The following is a 19,315-nucleotide window of genomic DNA, read 5'->3' as shown; positions in this document are numbered from 1 at the left end:
GCTTCGACGTCCGACGCCGCACACCGGGCCCGGTGAGCCCGGCATCCCGGTCCCTGCCCCGGGCGCCGGGCTCCCGGGAGTTCCCGGCGCCCAGGCCCCGACCCGGAGCGAGGAGTCGGCGCCGCGATCCACCTGCGCGGGCTACACCTCCACCGGGTACGGCGGCTTCTCCCCGCGGGCCATGGCCACGGCGTTCTCTGCGGCCATCCGCGCCATGCCGGCCCGGGTACCCGCCTCCGCAGAGCCGATGTGCGGGAGCAGGAACGCGTTGGGCAGCTCCAGCAGGCCGGGCTCCACGGCGGGTTCGTTCTCGAACACGTCCAGCCCGGCGGCGAAGATCTGACCCTCGCGCAGGGCGTGCACCAGGGCCTTCTCGTCCACCACCGGCCCGCGCGCCGTGTTGACCAGCACCGCCGTGGACTTCATGCGGCGCAGCACGTCCGCGTCCACCAGGTGCGTGGTCTGCTCCGTGAGCGGGACGTGCAGCGAGAGGTAGTCGCTCGTGGCCACGAGCTCGTCCCACGGCACCTGGGTGACGTGCCCCGCCAGCTCGCCCAGTTCCTCGTCGGACACCACGCGGTCGTGCGGCGGGCGCTGCGTGAACTGGACGGTCATGCCAAACCCGAGCGCGCGCCGGGCCACGGCCTTGCCGATCCGGCCCATGCCCGCGATCCCCAGGGTGGCGCCGGTGACGTCCTGGCCCACCAGCAGACCGGGGCGCAGTCCCTCGAACCTGCCCGCGCGCAGGAACTCGGAGGCCTCGTGCGCGCGGCGGGCGGCACCCAGCAGGAGCAGCACGGCCAGGTTCGCGGTGGCGTCGTCGAGCACGTCCGGGGTGTTGCCCACCGCGATCCCGTGCTGCGCGGCCGCCGCCACGTCGATGTTGTTGTACCCCACGCCGTAGTTCGCGATGCCCCTGATCCTCGCCTCACCCAGAAGCTCGGCGGAGAAGGCGTCCGAGGTCTGGGACAGCACCACGTCGTACTCGCCACCCGTCACCGCCTCCCGCAGCTCCTCGGCGCTCATACCGCTTCGGATCTCCACGTCTCCCGCGTCGCGCAGGATGCTCGGGCCGGGCTCGGGAATCTGCTGGGTCACCAGGAAACGGGGCGTGCTCATGGGCGGGACTCCTCGGGAGGGGTGGCTGGCAGCGCGAAACCCCGCACGGCGAGCGCCGCGCGGGGTTTCGTGAGGTCATGGCATCGCGGGGCGACGCACCACGACGGGATCAGATGAGGGACTTGGCCCCGGCGCGCGCCTTCTCAAAGCGCTCGGAGACATCCGCCCAGTTCACGATGTTCCAGAAAGCCTTGACGTAGTCCGCCTTGACGTTCTGGTAGTCGAGGTAGAAGGCGTGCTCCCACATATCCAGCTGCAGCAGCGGGATGGTGGCCACGGGGACACCGTTCTGCTGGTCGTACATCTGCTCGATCACCAGGTTCCCGGCAACGGGCTCGTACGCGAGAATGGCCCAGCCGGAGCCCTGGATGCTCGTGGCGGCAGCGGTGAAGTGGTCCCGGAAGCCGTCGAAGGAGCCGAAGAAGTTGTCGATCGCCGCGGCGAGCTCGCCGGTGGGCTTGTCGCCACCCTCGGGGGACAGGTTCTTCCAGAAAATGGAGTGGTTGATGTGACCACCCAGGTTGAACTGCAGGTCCTTGGAGAGCTTGGCGGCGCCGGCGGCGTCACCGTTGGCACGAGCCTCCTCCATCTTCTCCAGCGCGGTGTTAGCACCGGTCACGTACGTGTTGTGGTGCTTGTCGTGGTGCAGCTGCATGATCTGGGCCGAGATGTGCGGCTCCAGCGCGGCGTAGTCGTACGGGAGGTCGGGGAGAGTGAACTTTTCAGCCATGGTGAAACATCCTTTCGTTTGCGGGCGTGATGGTTCAACTGTCCATCGCCGCCGTTCCGCAGGTCAAGGATGTTCAGCCACTGGCGTACGACTCCCGGGCCCCGGTCACGTTGCGTCACACCACGTTCCCCGCGCCCACTCCTGCCCTACCCTCGGGGCATGCCAGTCGCCGACGCCGCCCGCACCAGTTCCCGTCCCGCCCCGAGCACGGCGGGTCTCGACGTCCTGGATGTGACGCCTGCCCAGCACCGTCATGCCGCAGGCATCGTCGAGCTCCGGGACACATTGGCCCGCTGGATGCAGGCGCGCGGCATCGACCAGTGGCGCGAGGGCGAGTTCACCGCCGCCCAGGTGGAGCAGGAGATCGAACGCGGTGAGTGGTGGGTCATGGATTCCCCGGGCCACCCCGAGCGGGTTCTCGCGAGCGTCCGGGTGATCTGGGAGGACCCCATGATCTGGGGGCAGCAGTCCGAACCCGCCGGATACATCCACGGGGTGGCCGTGGACCGCCGCCTGCGCGGCACGAAAACGGGCCCGCGGCTCGTCCGCGCGGCCGAAGATGTCATCGCCGCGTCCGGTCGGTCGGTGTCCCGCCTGGACTGCGACAAGTCCAGCCCCGTTCTGGAACCGTTCTACGCAGGGCTGGGCTACACGCCCCGCGGCGAGGTGGATTTCGACGTGCCCGGCATGGACTACCGGGTGAGGTTGATCCGCATGGAGCGCACCCTGCCCCCGCGGGACGACACCGGGAGCACGGCAAACGGCTGAGGCCGCACACCGCCACCTCTGCCACCCGCGCAGAACAGGCCCCGCAACGCCGGCCAGGTGGCGGTCGGCGCACAGGTCCGCCGCGCTCTACGCCTGGTGCGCGCAGCGCCGCCTCAAAGCCTTGCGGTGCGCCGCCGACCGCGAACGCGCGGCCACGGCGGGTTCAGGCGCACGCGTCCCCTTCGGATACCGGGCCGGTGAAACGGCGACTCCGCTCGACGCCCGGGCCGTGACATCCTGCCGCATCCGCTCCAGTCCGCGGACGATCTTGTGACGGGAAACCTTACGGGTCCAGGGGATCTTCCACCACAGCGCACCGCGCACGCGGAAGTCCGCACACATGTGCACATCGACCCCGGTGTCCGTGGGCGCCCACGTGTATTCGAGGGTCATGTCCACGGCCCCCCGCGTGGTGCGCAGGAGAAGTGACTTACCGGGCACCCGATCCGCGACGATCAGGATGAAATCCACGCTGAACGGGCCCAGCGGGACTTCGAACTCCAGTGCCGACCCCACATCCAGCTGTTGTTCCGGGGACGTGGGCCAGGTGAACTCCACCCCGAACCACTCCCCCATCTCCTTGGGCCGGCCGATCAGGCGGTCGAACTCCTCGACGGACACGGGTACCTCCTGCTCGGCGAGCAGGGTGAAACTGCGGTCGGCGTTCTCGACCTGGGTGATGCGAACGGACATGATTCCCCCTTGAGCGTGCCTCCCCGTGCCGCCCGTCCCACCGGGTAGCAACTGCACGCAAATAGTCGGTCGAATCAGTGTGATGCAGAAATGATGACGCGTCATCTCAGTTGAGGGGGATGGACCGTGCACAGGCGGTGGAAAAGGGTTACCCACAGGGGTGGAGAAGCCAGTGAACAACCTGAACGCATGCTCGAGCCACATTCTCGGATGGCGGCACGAGCTGCCAGTGACATGCTTTTGACCTGGGGAAACGATCCGCGATCGGCTCGGGTCGCAACCGGGGCACCCGTAGTATCAGTTATCCACCCCTGTGGAGAAGACGTGTGGATAACACGTTTTGTCCACACTTTTGGATGGACCTGTCCACTTATAAGGGGACACTTGTGTGACAGTGTTATGTCAGGGGCGTCAGGGACGGCGCTCACGGGCAGTCAGCGGAATCGGTGGGCCTCCATGAGGATGCCCCCGAGAAGGTCCACCGACGCGTTCGCGTGGAGGGGCGCGGCTGCGGGGAGGAACTTACTGAGGGTCTCTCCCGTGACGAACTGGGACCAGTCGCTGAAGTTGGCCAGGCACAGCACCACGCTGCGCCTGGCGGGCCGCTGATATCCGAGGACGTGGGGATTGTGGGTGCTGACCGGGATCAAGGTGGCGCCCTCGAACTCCGCTGCCCCACCCCGTTCCCCAGGTAGCTCAGGGGACGCCCCCGGTGCCCATGGCCAGCAAGTACGCCAGCAGGATGCGGTCGACGGCCGGGCCGGGCTCGGTCTCGAGCCCGGGGAGGGGAGCCAGAACGCACCCAGCAGGTCGTGGACCCGGGGCTGGGACCCGCACGTGCTCCCCGGCTGCTTCCAGATGAGCGCCACCGCATCCAGGCGCAGAACCTGTGCGCCCTGGTTGGCCAGGAACAGCGGTTCCACGGCCATGGCGTCGAGACCTGCGGACTGGAGTAGTGGAGGTCCCACTGGAAGCCGTGGAACGTGGACCAGACCCAGCGCGGATCGGGATCACAGGGGCTCGCACGGGTGTCCCGGCGCATGTGTTCCTGCGGCACCTCCAGCAGCTGGCCCTGGCCGGTGACGTCCGCGCTGATGCGGCCCCGTCCAGCACAGGCACGCATCACATCGCGGCTCGAAGGTGGCGGGCGCATGACCACCTGCTCATCCTCCGTTCACTGCACAGCTTGTGCACAGCGTTGTCCACAGGTGTGGAAACCTCGGGACCACGCCTCGGTCCCACGTGGGAGAATACTGGCATCGCCGCAGGTCAGCGTGGGCTGTGCACATCCCTGCCGTGTGTGGACAACCCTGTGTGGAAGAGTGCGCCCCCGTCACGACGATCTGACGACCACGCACCTGAATGGGGCATGACGAACGCCCGGGGTCCCGTCCGATAAACGGGACGCCCGGGCGCTGCGCGCTGCCCCCGGAGGACGACGGGTGTCAGGAGGCCTTGTCGTACCCGTGATCGGCCAACCACTGCTTGGCGGCATCCCCAGGGTTCTGCTGCTCGCCCCCACTGACCTCGCGGTTCAGGTCGATCAGGTCCTGGGTGGTGAGCTTGGTGGAGAACTGGTTGAGCGCGTCCACCGCCTTCTGGGGCAGCCGGTCCGGTGCGGTGAGCGGGATCACCTGCTGCGCGATGAAGTTGTTCTTCGGGTCGTCCAGCACCACCAGGTTCTCGTCCTGAATGGCAGGGGTGGTGGTGAAGATGTCCGCCACCTGCGCGTCCCCCTTGGTGAGGGCCTGCACGGTGAGGGGCCCGCCGCCGTCGTTGATGGGCTGGAAGGACTTGAAGGAGCAGTCGTACTTCTCCTTCAGTCCCTTGGTGCCGTAGGCGCGCTCCTGGAACTCGGGGGGACCGGCCATCACCAGGTCCTTGCACACGGAGGAGAGGTCCGTGGCGGACTTGAGCCCGTACTTCTCCGCGGTGGCCTGCGTGACCACCAGTGCGTCCTTGTCCTCCGCCTTGGAGGCGTCCAGCACCGAGAGGTCCTGGCTCTTGAGGCTGTCCGGCAGCGCCTTCACGATGTCCTCGGCGGAGGCCGCCGTGGCGTTCTTGTCCGCGAACAGCAGCAGGTTGCCGGAGTAGTCCGGGACCACGTCCACGGAGCCGTCCTTGACCGCCCCCACGTATGCCTCGCGGGCGCCGATCCCTGGTTTCGTCTCCACCTTCACCCCGGCGTCACGCAGCACGCCGGCGTAGAGCTCCGCCACGATCTGCGACTCCGGGAAGTCCGCCGAGCCCACGGTGACGGAGTCCGAGGAGCCGCCCGAGGCGTCGTCGTCCTTGTCCGCGAGGGGGTCCGAACCGCCACTGCACGCGGTGAGCGCGAGCACGGCGGAGGCGGCCACCCCGGCGAATGCCGCGGGGCGCCACCGGGCGCGGGAGGACGGGTGCTGCGAGGTCATGGGCGATCTCCTGTCAGTCTGAGACCCGGTGACGTCACCAGGCGTTGGGTGAGAGCAAGAACTGCGTCGGCGGCCAGCGCGAGCACCGCCACGAGCACCACGGACGCGAGCATGCGGGAGTAGTCACGCACCGCGAGCCCGTCGATCAGGTAGCGGCCCAGCCCGCCCAGGTTGATGTAGGCCACGATGGTCACGGTGGCGAGCACCTGCAGGGCCGCGTTGCGGATCCCGCCGAGGATCACGGGCAGCGCCACCGGGATCTCCACCCTGAACAGGGTCTGCGACTCGGTCATGCCCATGGCCCGCGCGGCGTCCACGAGCGAGGGGGACACCGCGGCGATCCCTGAGTAGGTGCCGGAGAGGATGGGCGGCACGGCCAGCAGCACGAGTGCGAGGATGGGCGGCATCAGCCCCAGGCCCATGAGCAGGGTGAACAGCGTGAGCAGACCCAGGGTGGGCAGCGAGCGCAGCGCCCCCGCCAGGCCCACGACCGCTCCCCCGCCGCGGCCGGTGTGACCGACCCACAGGCCCAGGGGAACCGCGATCACCAGCGCGATGGCCATGGTCAGGGCGCTGTAGCCCGCGTGCTCGAGCAGGCGCTGGGGGATGCCCGTGGCGCCGGTCCAGTTGGCGGGGTTGGTGAGGAACTGCGCGGCTTCGGTGAACAGGCTCATGCGGGGGCACCTCCGGACTCCACAGCGGCCAGGGAGCCCGCAGCGTCCCGGGAGCCTCCGGCGGCCTCGGAGCGCACCGCACCACGACGCCGCCCGCCCGGCTTCCCGGGGCCCGTGCCCGTGCGCTGCCAGCGGGTCAGCACGTGACCCAGCAGCCGCAGCAGCTGGTCCAGGACCACGGCGATCACCACGGTGGCCACGATGCCCACCACGATCTCGGCGATGATCGAGCGGCGCAGCCCGTCCGTGAACAGGGTGCCCAGCGACTGGATGCCGATCACGGCACCCACCGAGACCATGGAGATGTTCGAGACGGTGGCCACGCGCAGCCCCGCGATCATCACGGGAACGGCCAGCGGCAGCTCCACCCCGAAGAACCGGCGGGCGGGCTTGTACCCCATGGCCGTGGCCGCCTGCAGGACGTCCCGGTCCAGGGACTCGAACGCGTCCACGCACGAGCGCACCAGGATGGCGATCACGTACAGGGTCAGCGCCACGACCACGTTGACCACGGACGTGATGCGCGTGCCGAGCACCAGGGGCAGCACCACGAACAGGGTGAGGGAGGGGATGGTGTAGAGCAACGAGGACCCGGTGACGAACACGGGACGCAGCCAGCGGTTGCCGGCTGCCAGCCGCGCGAGGGGGACGCTCATGAGCAGGCCCACCACCACGGGGATCACGGACTGCACCAGGTGCGCACCCGCGAGCTCCAGCACCGCGGGCCAGTTGTTGGTCAGCCAGTTCATGGGCGCCGCACCCGCTCGGTGCGGGTGGCTCGCTGGGCCTCAATGGCCCGCATCACCACATCGCCCGGGACCACGCCTGCCACCGAACCGTCGTCGTGGACCGCCACGGCCTGCCCGGACGGCGAGGACAGGGCGGCGTCGAGCGCGGTGCGCAGGGAGCCGCCGTCGTGCCACAGGGTCCCGCCCACGCGCAGCTCCTCGCGCCCGGCGGCCCGGCCGCCATCGTGCACGGGGAGCCAGCCCAGGGGGTGGCGACGCTCGTCCACCACGAGCACCCAGTCCGACGACGCCGCGCCGCCGCCCTGCCACGGCGCCGGGTTCTCGACTCCCGGGCCCAGCACGGTGCGCTCACCCGTGGTGGAGCTGAGCACCGTGACGGGCTGCAGCTCCACGGTGGCGTTGTCGAAGCTCAGGGAGCGGAAGCCGCGGTCCCGGCCGATGAAGTCCGCCACGAAGTCGTCCGCGGGTGCGCGCAGCAGCTCCTCGGGGCTGGCGTACTGGGCCAGGCGGCCGCCGCGGGCGAAGACCGCCACACGGTTGCCCAGCAGGATGGCCTCGTCGATGTCGTGGGTCACGAACACGATGGTGCGGTGCAGCCGTTTCTGCAGGTCCAGCAGCTCGTGCTGCAGGTCCTGGCGCACCACCGGGTCCACCGCGGAGAACGGCTCGTCCATGAGCAGGATGGGAGGATCTGCCGCGAGCGCCCGGGCCACCCCCACGCGCTGCTGCTGCCCGCCGGAGAGCTGGGCGGGGTAGCGCCCGGCCAGGGACTCGTCCAGGCCCACCGAGCTCAGCAGCTCGCGGGCACCTGCGCGGGCCTCACGCTTGGAGACCCCGTTGAGGCGGGGGACCGTGGCGATGTTGTCCTCCACGGTCCGGTGCGGAAGCAGCCCGGACTGCTGCATCACGTACCCCATGGAGCGGCGCAGCTGCGCGGCGGGAATGCTGGAGACGTCCTGCCCGTCCACCTCCACCACGCCCTCGGTGGGATCGACCATGCGGTTGAGCATGCGCAGCGAGGTGGTCTTGCCGCAGCCGGACGGGCCCACGAACACGGTGAGGGATCCCGCCGGGACGTCCAGGTTGAGATTGTCGACCGCTGTGGTCCCATCCGGATAGACCTTGCTCACACCGCGATAGCGGATGGCCATGTCGGTCATGGGGTCCGTGTCCCTTCGTAGGCGTGGCCCTCATCATAGTCACCTGCAACAATCAGCGGACGAACTCATCGCTGTTTTCCGGGGCCAGGAACTCCTCCGGGATCCGCTCCGCGCCCGCGACGTCCGAAACCAGGTGACGGTCGATGGGCACCCCCCGGCGCAGCACGCTGATGCCACCCCCGGGCTCGTGCAGCACGCACGCGATCTCCGTGTAGGAGCGCACCCCGGACCTGCGCAGCGCGCCGTGGAGCTCGGAGCGCGTGATGTGGGCCCGTCGCAGGGCCGCCTCGTCCACCGCGTCGCCGACCATCAGCAGCCGGGCGGGGGCGTTGAACAGCCGCTGCCACCGCGGCCGGGCCCCGAGCTGGCCGAACACGACCTCCAGCAGGAACAGGGTGGCCAGGCCCAGCACGCCGCTCGTGAGCGTGGGCGGGTGCCCCAGGATCACGCGCCCCGCGACCGCTCCGAGCATCACGGTGACCACCACGTCGAATGTGGACATCCCCGAGAGCACCCGCTGGCCCAGGACCCGCACGAACACCAGGAACACCACGTAGATCCCCGCGGCGGAGAGCACCACACCCACCGCGTGCGGCGCGGTGATGCCCAGCTCCGCCCACAGTGCGTCCCACCCGGTCACGCGCGCCTCCTGAGCTCGTGGGGAACCTCCGTCCGCCGGGAACGCTACCCGGCGGCGTCGTGGTCCGTGTGTGCGGCGGCGAACTGCGTGTCGTGCAGCTCCGCGTAGCGACCGCCGTGCGCCAGCAGCTCCTCGTGGGAGCCCCGCTCGACGATCCGGCCGGCCTCGACCACCAGGATCTGGTCCGCCCGGCGGATGGTGGAGAGCCGGTGGGCGATCACCACGGCGGTGCGCCCGGACATGGCCTCGTCCAGGGCGGCCTGCACGTGGGCCTCGTTGGTGGAGTCCAGCGCGGAGGTGGCCTCGTCCAGGATCACCACGCGCGGGCGCGCCAGCAGCAGCCGGGCAATGGTCAGCCGCTGGCGCTCACCGCCCGAGAGGCGGTAGCCGCGCTCGCCCACCACGGTGTCCAGCCCGTCCGGCAGGGACTCGATCACGTGGCGCAGCCGGGAGCGTTCCAGCGCGTCCCAGAGCTCAGCGTCCGTGACGCCCTCGCGGGCCACGGAGAGGTTCGCGCGGATGGTGTCGTGGAACAGGTGGCCGTCCTGCATGACCATGCCCACCGCGTGGCGCAGGGACTCGAAGGTGGTCTCCCGCACGTCCTGGCCGCCGATGCTCACCTCGCCCGAGTCCACGTCGTACAGCCGCGCGACCAGCTGCGCAATGGTGGACTTGCCCGCTCCCGAGGAGCCCACGAGCGCCACGGTGTGCCCGGGGGCGGCGCGGAAGCTGACGTCGTGCAGCACCTCCTCCCCGCCGCGGGAGTCCAGCACCGCGACGTCCTCGAGGGACGCCAGCGAGACCTTGTCCGCGGAGGGGTAGGAGAAGTTCACGTGGTCGAACTCCACGGCCACGGGGCCCTCGGGCAGCGCACGGGCCGTGGGGCTCTCCACGATCAGGGGCTTGATGTCCAGCACCTCGAACACGCGCTCGAAGCTCACCACGGCGCTCATGATGTCCATGTGGGCGTTCGCGAGCATGGTCAGGGGCGTGTACAGCCTGGTCAGGAGCATGCCGAGGGCCACCACGGACCCGGCGTCCAGGTGGCCCATGAGCGCCTGGGTGCCGCCCACGCCGTACACCAGGGCCAGGGCGAGCGCGGAGACCAGGGTCAGCGCGGTCACGAAGGTGGTCTGCAGCATGGTGGAGCGGATGCCGATGCCGCGCACGTCCGCCGCGCGGGCCGCGAACTCGCGGGACTCCTGGGCGGGATCGCTGTAGAGCTTGACCAGGGTGGCGCCGCCCGCGGAGAACCGCTCGGTCATGCGGGTGGACATCTGCGCGTTGTACTGCGCGGACTGGCGCTGCAGCGCGGCGAGCTTGCCGCCCATGGCGCGGGCCGGGACCAGGAAGATGGGCAGCAGCAGCAGGGACAGCAGCGTCACCTGCCACGAGATGGTGACCATGACCCCCACGGTGAGCAGCAGGGACACCACGTTGGACACCACGCCGGACAGTGTGCCGGCGAAGGCGCGCTGCGCGCCGATCACGTCCGTGTTCAGCCGGGACACCAGCGCACCGGTGCGGGTGCGGGTGAAGAACGCCAGGGGCATGGTCTGCACGTGGTCGTAGACGGCGGTGCGCAGGTCGTAGATGAGCCCCTCGCCGATCCGCGCGGACTGCAGCCGGCTCAGCAGGGAGAGCCCGGCGTCCGCCACGGCCACCACGGCGATCCCGATGGCCAGCCACATGACCGCGGAGACGTCGTGGCCGCCGGTGATGGCGTTGACCACGTCCCCGGCGAGCACGGGGGTCACGACCCCCAGCACGGCCAGCACCACGGACACCAGCACGAACGCCAGGATGGCCCCGCGGTGGGGGCGGGCGAAGGTGGCGATCCGCCTGATCGTGTCCCAGCTGATCCGGCGACCCTTGTTGTCCTGCCCGCTCATGGTCCGCCACAAGGCCGTGTGGGCGCTCTGCATACTCACGCGGCCACTGTAGACCCGCGCTCAGACGCGTCGAACGGCTCCCGCGCGGCCCACTGAGGGGCCACGGACTCAGGCGGGGCAGTCCAGCCCGAGCACGCTGCGGGCGTTGGCCCCGGAGTTGAGGGCGCGGCCGATCTCGCGCAGCTGCACCACCTGCTCGGGACTGAGCCGGTCGAAGACGATCTCCCGCACGTGGCGCACGTGCGCCGGCGCGGCCTCCTTGACCCGCTCCAGGCCGGCGGAGGTGATCTCAGCGATCACCACGCGGCGGTCGTCCTGGCGGCCCTCCCGGGTGACCAGACCGTCCCGCTCCATGCGGGCGACGATGCGGGACAGCCGCGACTGGGACGTGTTCGTGGCGGTGGCCAGCGCCGACATCTTGTGCCGGTGGTTCGGAGCCTCGGACAGCATGGCCAGCACCAGGTACTCGGCCAGGGACATGTCCTCCTCGCTGCGCAGCTGACCCTCCACGGATCCCGGCAGACGGAACATGATCGACACGAGCGCGAGCCACGCCTCCCGCTCGTCCTCGGACAGCCACTTCGTCTCAGTCATGCGCCCAATTGTAGTGTGCATATATTGCCGCTGCAAATGTTTCTCCCCCGTTCGTCCCCGCTCCGACGAATCCCACCGGGCCACCGCGAACAGGCAGGGTCAGCGAAACCTATCCGGATGGGTCGGTGGTCAAGTCTTTCGACATCAACCTGACCTGGTCAGCGGCCCGGGCCTCGGTGACGGTGTACACCACCGATGCCACCGGTGGCCAGATGTTCAACAGCGGGTCGTCATCACGCTTTCCCGTCTACTACACGGGTGTGGTTGCAGTGACGGATTCCGACGTGGCCAGAGGCAGCAAGAGAATTCGCACATTCGCCGACATCGCGGTCACCCTCAGCAAGGGCCAGACATTGAACAAGACCCATCCAGTCGATTACTTCGGGTAGCGCACCACCTCGCCCACGCGATTCTGGCCGAACCCGGATGACCAGTCCGACGTCGAGCGGTGCCCTCATAATGGACCCCATGGATTCCCTCGCCACCTGGCCCACTCCCCGCACCGTCAACGACCGCGGCTTCGACGCCGCAGCCATGCGCCAGCTGGGGCGGGCGCCGTCGGGGGCGGGGACAGCGGCGTCGTCAGCGGGGGCCGCTGAACCGGGGCCCGCGGACGGGGCGGGCGACACCGCGGAGGGCATCAGCCCGCAGGGCGACGCCCCTCAGGAGCGTGGGGCGCAGGGCGCTCCCGGAGCCGGGGCGGCCCGGAAACCCTCGGTCGGCGAGCGCCTCGTGGCCTCCCTGCTGCTCGTGATCCCGCTGGTGTGCGCCGCGGTGGTGGTGCTCGCCGCGCTGCGCTTCGCGGACACCCGCAACGGGCTGTGGCTCGGACTCGTCGCCGTGGTGCTGGTGGTCTCCGCGCTGGGGTGGGTCGCGGTGCTGCGGAGGTCCTTCGCCAGGGCGCAGGGACACCTGGCCTCGCGGCTGCCCGGCGTGATCGGCCACGGCGTGGGGATCATCCGCGAGCTGGACGTGGAGTCCCCGTTCGACGAGAACGGCGTCTCGGACACCGTGACCGCCCACCTGACCGTGCGCGTGAACCCCACGCAGGGCCCGGCGTTCACGGGGACCGTCGACGCCGTCTACGCGGTCGCGGACGCCGAGAAGCTCGAGGTGGGCGCCCACGGCCCGGTGCGCTACCTGCGCTCGGACCCCGAGGGCACGGTGGGCATTGAGACCCGCCTGGACGAGGAGAAGGTGCAGCAGATCTACCGCGCAGCCGCCATGAACTGACGCCCAGGAACCCGGGACGTCCGCACGCGGACGCGCGCTGCCGTGGCCCGCACGCCGGAGAGCGCACGGGGCACACGGTGGATCAGGACGCGGAGCGCTCCGGGGACACGGGCGCCGTCGCACGGACCGCCGAGGAGCCGGACGCGGCAGATCCACCGCGAGCGGCATCGTGCTCGGGTCGGGCGGCGCCGGACCGTCCGGAGACCTCACGCTGGGCACGCGAGGGAGCCACGACGTCGTGCTGCTCGGTGTCCGCCTCGGGCTCCTCGACCACGCGGGTGCCCGTGCGGCGGGCGCGCCCGGGGCCGTCGAGCGAGGTGATGCTCACGGCCACGACGTTGAGGGCCAGGCCCAGGAGCGTGAGGATCCAGCTGAGCACCGCCACCGAACCCGAGGCGCACAGCAACCCGATCACCACCAGGGCCAGGGAGGTGATGTAGGCGGGGGTCTTCGCGCGCTGGAAATCGAACGTCATGTTCCCATTTCATCATGCTTCCCTGGCAGCCCCTTGCGTGCCGGGGCAGTGCGGGGAGGACTTCACCCTCGACTTAACCGCTTGTCAGACCCACCCCCGCGGCAGTTCACTGAGAGGTAGTTGTCAACGAAAGGACTTGAACGACATGCCCAGGAACCAGACCCTCCAGCTCAACGACGGGAACACTATCCCCCAGCTCGGCTTCGGCGTGTGGCAGGTGGACGCGGACGTGGCCGAGGACGTGGTGAGCCAGGCCCTGGAGATCGGCTACCGCCACATCGACACCGCCAAGATCTACGGCAACGAGGAGGGCGTGGGCCGCGCGATCGCCGCCAGCGGCATCCCGCGCGAGGAGCTGTTCGTCACCACCAAGCTGTGGAACGACGACCAGGGCTACGAGTCCACCCTCGAGGCCTTCGACGCATCCCTCAAGCGCCTCGGCCTGGACTACGTGGACCTCTACCTCATCCACTGGTCCCAGCCGGAGAAGGGCATGTACCTGGAGACCTGGAAGGCCTTCCAGGAGATCAAGGCGTCCGGCAGGGCCCGCTCCATCGGCGTCTCCAACTTCACGCCCCAGGCCCTGCAGGACGTGGTGGACACCGGCGTGGTCCCGGCGGCCCACCAGATCGAGCTGCACCCGTACTTCAACCAGCAGGCCATGCGGGACATGGACGCCCAGCACGGCATCGTGACCGAGGCGTGGTCCCCGCTGGGCCAGGGCAAGGAGGACCTGCAGGACGAGACCGTCAAGAGCATCGCGCAGGCCCACGGCGCCACCCCTGCGCAGGTGGTCATTGCGTGGCACCTGGCCATCGGCAACGTGGTGTTCCCCAAGTCCGTGACCCCCGAGCGCATCCAGGAGAACTGGGACGCCCAGGACGTCACCCTCTCCCAGGACGAGGTGGACCAGATCAGCACCCTGACCAGGGACGACGGCCGCATCGGCTCGGACCCCGCGGACTTCAACGACTGATCCCTCGCGGGGCCGTTCCACGGCCCCGCGGCGCAACCCCCGGCCCCCTGCTCCCAGGGAGCCGGGGGAATTCGCGAGGTGCGTCGAAGAACCGTTCACCGCCCCACCGGGTGCATCATGGTGAGTTATGAGTCAGCACACACCGGGTGGCGGCCACACCAGCGGCGCCCCCGTCAGCCCCGAAACGACAGTGGATCCGCACAACCCCGCGGGTCGGAAAACCTTCTTCGGCCAGCCAGGGATGCTGGCCAACCTCTTCTCCGTGGAGATGTGGGAGCGCTTCTCCTTCTACGGCATGCAGGCGCTCGTCCTGTACTACATGTACTACGCCGTGTCGGACGGCGGTCTGGGCCTCGACGAGGGCGTCGCCGCGGGCATTGTGGGCGCCTACGGCGGCACCGTGTACCTGTGCTCCATCCTGGGCGGCTGGGTGGCCGACCGCCTGCTCGGCTCCGAGCGCACCATGCTCACCTCCGCGGTGCTCATCATGTTCGGCCACATCGCGCTGGCCCTGATCCCGGGTGTGGCCGGTCTGACCGTGGGTCTTCTGTGCATCGCCGTGGGCTCCGGTGGCCTGAAGACCACGTGCGTGAACCTCGTGGGCACCCTCTACGAGCGGGAGGACCCCCGCCGTGACGCCGGGTTCTCCATCTACTACATGGGTGTGAACATCGGCGCACTGTTCGGCCCCCTGCTCACGAGCTTCGCATGGGGCACGTGGGGCTTCCACGCCGGCTTCGGCATCGCCGCCATCTTCATGGCCCTTGGCCTGGTCCAGTACCTGCTGACCCGCAAGGGCCTGCCCGACACCGTGCACACGGTGGCCAACCCCCTTCCCCGCTCGCAGTACGGCAAGTGGATCGGGATCGCACTGGCATTCATCGCCGTGGTAGTGGTCTTGCTGCTCACCGGGATCCTCAATCCCGGAAACCTCTCGGACGCCGTGATCCTGGTGGTCGTGGTGGCAGCCGTGGTGCTGTTCGCCACCATGCTGCGGGACAAGGGCCTCTCGGCGGATGAGCACTCCCGCGTGGTGGCTTTCATCCCGCTGTTCATCGCCACCGCGGCATTCTTTGCCCTCTTCCAGCAACAGTTCACGGTGCTGGCCATCTACGCGGACACGCGCCTGCAGCTGTCGATCTTCGGCATCGACTTCAAGCCGTCCGCCACGCAGTCCATCAACCCCGTGTTCATCATCCTGATGGGCATGGTCTTCGCCGCGGTGTGGACCAAGCTGGGCACCCGTCAGCCGAGCACCCCGGTGAAGTTCGGCATCGCCCTGCTGCTGATCGGTGTGGCGTTCCTGCTGTTCATCACCCAGGCCCACACGGAGTCCGTGTTCGTCGGCTGGATCGTCCTGGTGCTGTTCTTCGCCACCCTGGGCGAGCTGTTCCTCTCCCCCGTGGGCCTCTCCCTGGCCACCAAGCTGGCCCCGCGCCGGTACCCGGTGCAGATGGTCGCGCTGTACAACCTGTCCATCGCCCTGGGCACCGCGCTGTCCGGCTCGCTCGCGGAGTTCTACTCCCGCGAGAACGAGGTCGGGTACTTCGGCACCATGGGCGCGATCACCATCGCGCTCGGCGTCGTGATGCTTCTGGTGGCCAAGCCCATCCTGAAGCTCATGCGCGGCATCCGCTGAGCCCACCGCCGCTGCGCAGAGCGCCTCGCACCCCCGGGTGCGGGGCACTCTGCCCGTACCGCGGCACCGACCGGACCCGTGGGCAGCAGGCGCGCGGGCGGCGTCGTCCCCGGATCCCGTCCCACGGCGGACGACGACGCCGCGCGGCCCGCAGGTGCCGCACGCGCCCCGCTCATCGCCTATGGTGTCCTGTACGCATGAGCCGCGAGTCACAGTCCTGCGAGGGCTGCCTGTCCACGCGCGGCCGGACGAGGTCGAACCGCGGAGGACGACATGAGTGACGCAAACACACCGCACGGTGCCACACCGGTGGCGAAGGGCCGGGACACGTCCGCGGCCACCACCGGCGGGGGCACGGACCCCTCGGGAGGTGACCACGAGCTCAAGCGCGTGATGGGCCCGGGGCTGCTGCTGCTGTTCATCGTGGGGGACATCCTCGGCACCGGTGTGTACGCCCTGACCGGCAACATCGCCGGCGAGATCGGCGGCGCCGCGTGGGCGCCCATCCTCGTGGCGTTCGTGGTGGCCACCATCACCGCGTTCTCCTACCTGGAGCTCGTGACCAAGTACCCCGGCGCGTCCGGCGCGGCACTGTACACGCACAAGGCCTTCGGCATCCACTTCCTCACCTTCCTGGTGACCTTCGCGGTGCTGTGCTCCGGCCTGACCTCCGCCTCCACCGCCTCCACCACCGTGGCCGCGAACTTCGCCAAGGGCTTCCACCTGGACCTGAGCCCCTTCGGCGTGACCATGGTGGCCGTGGGCTTCATGGCGCTGCTGGCACTGATCAACCTGCGCGGGGTGTCCGAGTCCGTGAAGCTCAACGTGGTGCTCACGTGCATCGAGCTCACCGGCCTGCTGATCGTGATCCTGGTGGGCTTGTGGGCGGCGTTCCAGGGCAACGCGGACTTCAGCCGCACCATGATCTTCGAGACCTCCGAGGACAAGAACATGTTCCTCGCGCTCTCCTCCGTGACCTCCCTGGCGTTCTTCTCCTTCGTGGGCTTCGAGGACTCCGTCAACATGGTCGAGGAGACCAAGGACCCCACCCGCAACTTCCCCCGCGTGATGCTGTTCGGGCTGTGCATCACCGGCGTGATCTACGTGGTGGTCTCCCTCTTCACCGTGGCCATCGTGCCCATCGGCGAGCTCGGCGAGTCCACCACCCCGCTGCTGGACGTGGTGAAGATCGGTGCGCCCAACATCCCCATCGACACCATCTACCCGTTCCTCACCATCTTCGCCGTGGCCAACACCGCGCTGATCAACATGCTCATGGCCTCCCGTCTGCTCTACGGCATGGCCAAGCAGGGCGTGATCCCCGGCGTGCTGTCCAAGGTGCTGCCGGGCCGCCGCACCCCCTGGACGGCCATCCTCTTCACCACCGCCCTGGGCATGGTGCTGATCGTGATCGTCAACAACGCCATGGGCAAGAGCACCGCGTCCGCCCTGGGCGGCACCACCGCCCTGCTGCTGCTCGGCGTGTTCACGGTGGTCAACATCGCGGCCATCATCCTGCGGCGGGACCGCACCCAGGAGGGCCACGACTACTTCCACGCACCGCGCGTGCTGCCCTACCTGGGCGCCATCACGTGCGCGTTCCTGCTGGGCCCGTGGGCGCAGGACACCATCGAGTACCAGATCGCCCTGGTGCTGATCGCCCTCGGCGTGGTGCTGTGGGTGCTGAACTTCCTCTACGCACGACTGTTCACCGGCCGGCGCACGCGGTTCCAGCACCCGGAGGACATCGCCCACCTCGAGGACGTGGACCGCTGAGGTCCACCCCGCCGCCCCACCACCGCCCCTTCACGGACCTGGAGAAGTCATGAACATCGTCGTCGGTTACCTGCCCACGCCCGCTGGCCGCGCCGCGCTGCGCGCCGCCATGGACGAGGCGGCACTGCGCTCCGCCGGCCTCGTGGTGGTCCAGGGCCACCACACCAGGCGCTGGGGCCGCCACACCGGCCCCGAGGAGACCGAGACCGCCGTGCGCGAGGACCGCGCCGCCCTCGACGCGAGCGGTGTCCCGTACGAGCTCGTTCCCGTCGCGGACGACGCCGATCCCGCGGACACCATCCTCGACGTCACCGACCGCGAGCACACCCAGCTGCTGGTCATCGGCACGCGCAGGCGCACCCCGGTGGGCAAGCTCATCATGGCTCCCACCACCCAGCGCCTGCTGCTCGAGGCCGGCTGCCCGGTGCTGTGCGTCAAGGAGGGCTACGAGTCCGCCTGATCCGGGCACGGCGCGGGGTCGTCACCGAGCCCGCTGAGCACCCGGGCGCGTTGACCCCGGACGGCGTCGGAACCGGATGCCGTGGGCACCGAACACCGTGCGCCAGGCGCCCGTCCTGCGGGGGCGGAGGTTCCTGCGAAGTGACGCAGGGTGGCGCCCCGTGTGACGGCATAGGGGTGGACCGTCCGCAGGGTGTGTTCCGCTCCGCTCCACGACGACCGCCCTGCTCCACGGCGAACGACCCGACCCACGCCGACGACGAGCCGGACCTTTCACGGTCCGGCTCGTCGTTTCCGCGAGGGCGAGAAGGCGCGGCGGGTGGGCCCCGCCGGGTTTCGCCCGCGGGTCAGGCTGCGCGGTCCGCCCGGTGCTCCTCGCGGGAGGATCCGGTGCGCTGCGCGGAGCGTGCGGCGCCACCGTGCGATCCGCTGGAGTCCGCCGCGTCCGCACGGGAGGCCTGAACGGTGTCCGTGTGCTGCGCAGGAGCCGGGGCCGTGGAACCGGTGCGTCGGGCGGCCGGGGCGGCCACGGAGACCCCCGCCTGCTGCCAGCCGAATCCGAAGGCCAGGGCCGGCACCACGATGTTCGCGAGCGGCGCGCCCGCCATCACCCCGGCCCACGCCACCGGCAGGGCAGCGAGGACGTCCAGGGGGTAGTGGGCGCCGGAGTACATGCGGGCCGCGCCCACCAGCGCCACACCCACGGTCCCCCACAGGAGGATGCTGTGCCGGGACCGCGCCGTGGCGGCCACGAGGGCGAGACCCAGGACGATGGACACCAGTGCTCCGGTGTGCGACGACGGGAACGACGTGCTGCCGGTGACCACGCTGAGGGGGTCACCCGTGAGTGCGGGCCGGGGGCGTTCCACGGCCACCTTCACGAGCCCCACGGCACCCCAGCCGGCCAGGGCGGTGATCCCGAAGCCCGTGGCGTCCAGGGGGCGGCGCTGGATGACGGCGAGCCAGCCGATGACGGCCGCGATGATGAGAACGACAGCGCCGTTGGACAGCGCGAACTGCACGATCGTGGCAATGGTGTCCAGAAGGACGTTGCGATGCTGGGAGAGCCCCTCGAGCAACGCGGTCTCCCCGTCGGTCACCTGCGGTGAGAGCACCAGCAGACGTCCTATTGTCGCCGTCATCAGCACCACGACCAGAGGAACGGCTACGCGGTGACGCAACTGCGGCAAGTGCCACGGGGACCCGCCCGGCGAGGGGGAAGTGTACTGCGCCGGATTGGTCATGCCTCCCATGGTGACACGAGACACCGGACGATTCCTGGTGTCGGCGTGTCATGACCGCCGTGGCGTGGTAGGGCGTCGTG

At 69.7% G+C, this 19,315-nt stretch carries 20 protein-coding genes and 1 pseudogene; 7 read left to right on the top strand and 14 right to left on the bottom strand.

Annotated features, from left to right (window positions below):
* Positions 1–141 precede the first annotated feature (141 nt).
* Both DNL27_RS00845 and DNL27_RS00840 read right to left on the bottom strand, forming a co-directional pair.
* The gene (locus DNL27_RS00845) at positions 142–1,119 is read right to left on the bottom strand and encodes a D-glycerate dehydrogenase (protein ID WP_112234417.1); all 978 of its coding nucleotides are present in this window, start codon (positions 1,117–1,119) and stop codon (positions 142–144) included.
* Positions 1,120–1,228: 109 nt separating this feature from the next.
* Positions 1,229–1,849, bottom strand: a complete 621-nt coding sequence (locus DNL27_RS00840) for a superoxide dismutase (protein WP_012397114.1) — start codon at positions 1,847–1,849, stop codon at positions 1,229–1,231.
* A 159-nt stretch (positions 1,850–2,008) separates the two neighbouring features.
* Here DNL27_RS00840 and DNL27_RS00835 point away from each other — a divergent pair, with 159 nt between their 5' ends.
* Positions 2,009–2,617, top strand: coding sequence for a GNAT family N-acetyltransferase (locus tag DNL27_RS00835; RefSeq protein ID WP_112234416.1), 609 nt, complete (start codon positions 2,009–2,011; stop codon positions 2,615–2,617).
* Between the two features lie 87 nt (positions 2,618–2,704).
* Here the strand turns inward: DNL27_RS00835 and DNL27_RS00830 are convergent, their stop codons facing one another.
* From DNL27_RS00830 to DNL27_RS00790, 10 genes and pseudogenes are all read right to left on the bottom strand, one after another.
* Entirely contained in the window at positions 2,705–3,310 is a 606-nt protein-coding gene (locus tag DNL27_RS00830) for a hypothetical protein (protein ID WP_112234415.1), read from the bottom strand.
* A 434-nt stretch (positions 3,311–3,744) separates the two neighbouring features.
* Positions 3,745–3,960, bottom strand: coding sequence for a hypothetical protein (locus DNL27_RS12595; RefSeq protein ID WP_370447117.1), 216 nt, complete (start codon positions 3,958–3,960; stop codon positions 3,745–3,747).
* Between the two features lie 144 nt (positions 3,961–4,104).
* Positions 4,105–4,316: pseudogene (locus DNL27_RS12590) on the bottom strand (amylosucrase); the annotation flags it as partial.
* Positions 4,317–4,755: 439 nt separating this feature from the next.
* A complete protein-coding gene (locus tag DNL27_RS00820; RefSeq protein ID WP_112234414.1) occupies positions 4,756–5,724 on the bottom strand; it encodes an ABC transporter substrate-binding protein in 969 nt (322 codons plus the stop codon).
* Entirely contained in the window at positions 5,721–6,398 is a 678-nt protein-coding gene (locus DNL27_RS00815; protein ID WP_112234413.1) for an ABC transporter permease, read from the bottom strand. Before DNL27_RS00815 ends, DNL27_RS00820 begins: the two co-directional genes overlap by 4 nt.
* Complete coding sequence (locus tag DNL27_RS00810) at positions 6,395–7,147, bottom strand: ABC transporter permease (RefSeq protein ID WP_012397108.1); 753 nt, start codon at positions 7,145–7,147, stop codon at positions 6,395–6,397. Before DNL27_RS00810 ends, DNL27_RS00815 begins: the two co-directional genes overlap by 4 nt.
* On the bottom strand, positions 7,144–8,307 hold the full coding sequence (locus tag DNL27_RS00805; protein ID WP_012397107.1) for an ABC transporter ATP-binding protein: 1,164 nt from the start codon (positions 8,305–8,307) through the stop codon (positions 7,144–7,146). Before DNL27_RS00805 ends, DNL27_RS00810 begins: the two co-directional genes overlap by 4 nt.
* 52 nt (positions 8,308–8,359) lie before the next feature.
* Complete coding sequence (locus DNL27_RS00800) at positions 8,360–8,947, bottom strand: DUF421 domain-containing protein (protein ID WP_112234412.1); 588 nt, start codon at positions 8,945–8,947, stop codon at positions 8,360–8,362.
* Positions 8,948–8,991: 44 nt separating this feature from the next.
* The gene (locus DNL27_RS00795; protein WP_112234411.1) at positions 8,992–10,878 is read right to left on the bottom strand and encodes an ABC transporter ATP-binding protein; all 1,887 of its coding nucleotides are present in this window, start codon (positions 10,876–10,878) and stop codon (positions 8,992–8,994) included.
* A gap of 69 nt (positions 10,879–10,947) precedes the next feature.
* Positions 10,948–11,433 (bottom strand): MarR family winged helix-turn-helix transcriptional regulator, encoded by a 486-nt coding sequence (locus DNL27_RS00790; protein WP_012397104.1) that lies wholly within the window; start codon positions 11,431–11,433, stop codon positions 10,948–10,950.
* 125 nt (positions 11,434–11,558) lie between these two features.
* Here DNL27_RS00790 and DNL27_RS00785 point away from each other — a divergent pair, with 125 nt between their 5' ends.
* Together DNL27_RS00785 and DNL27_RS00780 are read left to right on the top strand one after the other, a co-directional pair.
* A complete protein-coding gene (locus tag DNL27_RS00785) occupies positions 11,559–11,822 on the top strand; it encodes a hypothetical protein (RefSeq protein WP_112234410.1) in 264 nt (87 codons plus the stop codon).
* Positions 11,823–11,901: 79 nt separating this feature from the next.
* Positions 11,902–12,666, top strand: a complete 765-nt coding sequence (locus DNL27_RS00780) for a hypothetical protein (RefSeq protein WP_239494400.1) — start codon at positions 11,902–11,904, stop codon at positions 12,664–12,666.
* An 82-nt stretch (positions 12,667–12,748) separates the two neighbouring features.
* Here DNL27_RS00780 and DNL27_RS00775 read toward each other — a convergent pair whose 3' ends face one another.
* Positions 12,749–13,141 (bottom strand): hypothetical protein, encoded by a 393-nt coding sequence (locus DNL27_RS00775; RefSeq protein ID WP_112234408.1) that lies wholly within the window; start codon positions 13,139–13,141, stop codon positions 12,749–12,751.
* Between the two features lie 145 nt (positions 13,142–13,286).
* Between DNL27_RS00775 and DNL27_RS00770 the strand changes: the two genes are divergently transcribed.
* The 4 genes from DNL27_RS00770 to DNL27_RS00755 all read left to right on the top strand — a co-directional run bounded on the left by DNL27_RS00770 (position 13,287) and on the right by DNL27_RS00755 (position 17,992).
* A complete protein-coding gene (locus tag DNL27_RS00770) occupies positions 13,287–14,117 on the top strand; it encodes an aldo/keto reductase (protein WP_112235709.1) in 831 nt (276 codons plus the stop codon).
* Between the two features lie 127 nt (positions 14,118–14,244).
* Positions 14,245–15,756 carry a peptide MFS transporter gene (locus DNL27_RS00765; protein WP_239494399.1) on the top strand — a complete coding sequence of 504 codons (1,512 nt, stop codon included), beginning with the start codon at positions 14,245–14,247 and terminating at the stop codon, positions 15,754–15,756.
* Positions 15,757–16,029: 273 nt separating this feature from the next.
* Entirely contained in the window at positions 16,030–17,532 is a 1,503-nt protein-coding gene (locus DNL27_RS00760; RefSeq protein ID WP_012397098.1) for an APC family permease, read from the top strand.
* A 49-nt stretch (positions 17,533–17,581) separates the two neighbouring features.
* The gene (locus DNL27_RS00755; protein ID WP_012397097.1) at positions 17,582–17,992 is read left to right on the top strand and encodes a universal stress protein; all 411 of its coding nucleotides are present in this window, start codon (positions 17,582–17,584) and stop codon (positions 17,990–17,992) included.
* Between the two features lie 346 nt (positions 17,993–18,338).
* Here the strand turns inward: DNL27_RS00755 and DNL27_RS00750 are convergent, their stop codons facing one another.
* Complete coding sequence (locus DNL27_RS00750; RefSeq protein ID WP_239494398.1) at positions 18,339–19,235, bottom strand: phosphatase PAP2 family protein; 897 nt, start codon at positions 19,233–19,235, stop codon at positions 18,339–18,341.
* Positions 19,236–19,315: the final 80 nt, after the last annotated feature.

It is taken from the genome of Kocuria sp. BT304, from assembly GCF_003290245.1.
GTDB classification, from domain to species: domain Bacteria; phylum Actinomycetota; class Actinomycetes; order Actinomycetales; family Micrococcaceae; genus Kocuria; species Kocuria rhizophila_A.
This window is presented reverse-complemented; position numbering and strand designations above follow the sequence as displayed.